Annotated in this window: 1 protein-coding gene and 1 tRNA gene; both read right to left on the reverse strand. The window is 60.3% G+C overall.

Features of this window, described 5'->3' with window-relative positions; all coding sequences use genetic code 11:
* Positions 1-22: 22 nt before the first annotated feature.
* Positions 23-102 (reverse strand) — tRNA-Ile (locus ATO3_RS28345).
* 63 nt (positions 103-165) lie between these two features.
* On the reverse strand, positions 166-1,119 hold a 954-nt coding region (locus ATO3_RS28350; RefSeq protein ID WP_198963378.1), incomplete at its 5' end, for an IS110 family RNA-guided transposase.

Consider the following 1,119-nt stretch of genomic DNA (forward strand, 5'->3'; position numbering starts at 1 on the left):
GGAACCCCGCTGTCAGGCAGGCGGCCTCAATCGGGCGGTTACATTCGAACCTGCGACCTAACCGTTATGAGCGGTCAGCTCTAACCGCTGAGCTACCGAGGCACGTGGGGATCACTAAATGAGCGAATTCGGTGTCTTGCTCAAGGGTCTTAGCAACTGTATCTTTCAGGGGTGTCTGTGCTCCCATTCCCGTCGGCTTTTGCACAGAGCATTGGCGATGATGACGAGCTTGCGCGCGACGGCCGTGACGATGACCTTGTGTGGTTTCCCGGCTTTACGGAGCCGATCAGCGAACGCTTTGAGTGTCGGGTTATGATGCGAGGCAACCAGCGCTGCCTGGAACATGACATGTCGTAGGGCGCGTCTACCACCGGCGATTGCGCGCTTGCCACGCAACGTTCCGCTGTCCTGCGCCACTGGTGCCAAACCGGTCAGGGCCGCAGCTTCTTCGCCGGTGAGAGCGCCGAGTTCGGGAAGTTCGGCGATCAGCGTTGAGCTGGCGACTGGTCCGATGCCGGGAACGGAACGAAGGATCCGCGCGGTGTCCGCGAGATGCCTGTAGCGCCCCAAAAGCTCTGAAATTCTGCTTTCCAACTCGGTGATCGCAACATCCAACCTCTCCTTCAACTCCACATCGATATCTTCGAACAGCTCTGCCGTTCCCGATTTCCGATGCGCCCGGATCTGCGCCAGAAGCCGCTTTCGCATCTCGACCACCTGTGCCCGTTTGGTGGTCAAGGCCCTGAGAAGACGTAGATGTTCGGCGGGAAGTGTTCGTCCTGCCTCGGGCCTGAAGACCAAGAAGCGCGCTATGAGTTCGGCATCGATCCTGTCGGTCTTTGCTCGGGTTCCAAGGCTGCGCGCGAAGGCCTTGACCTGGGCCGGCGGCACTTGGCGGGCCTCGACGCCTGCATCCTGAAGATAGGACCAGAGCCGCCATTCCTGCCCACCCGTCGCTTCGAAACAGACGACGGCTCTCTGGTCGTGAGCGAGATCGGACACCGCGACATGGCCATTATCGGTATTGGGGATGCGATGACGCTGACCGTCCGGAAGGCAGTGAATATCGAGCCAGTCGTAACCGGCCGGTAAGGACCACAGCTCAAGCGACGGCCTTCG

It is taken from the genome of Marinibacterium profundimaris (assembly GCF_002210095.1).
In the GTDB taxonomy this organism is placed as follows: Bacteria; Pseudomonadota; Alphaproteobacteria; order Rhodobacterales; family Rhodobacteraceae; genus Marinibacterium; species Marinibacterium profundimaris.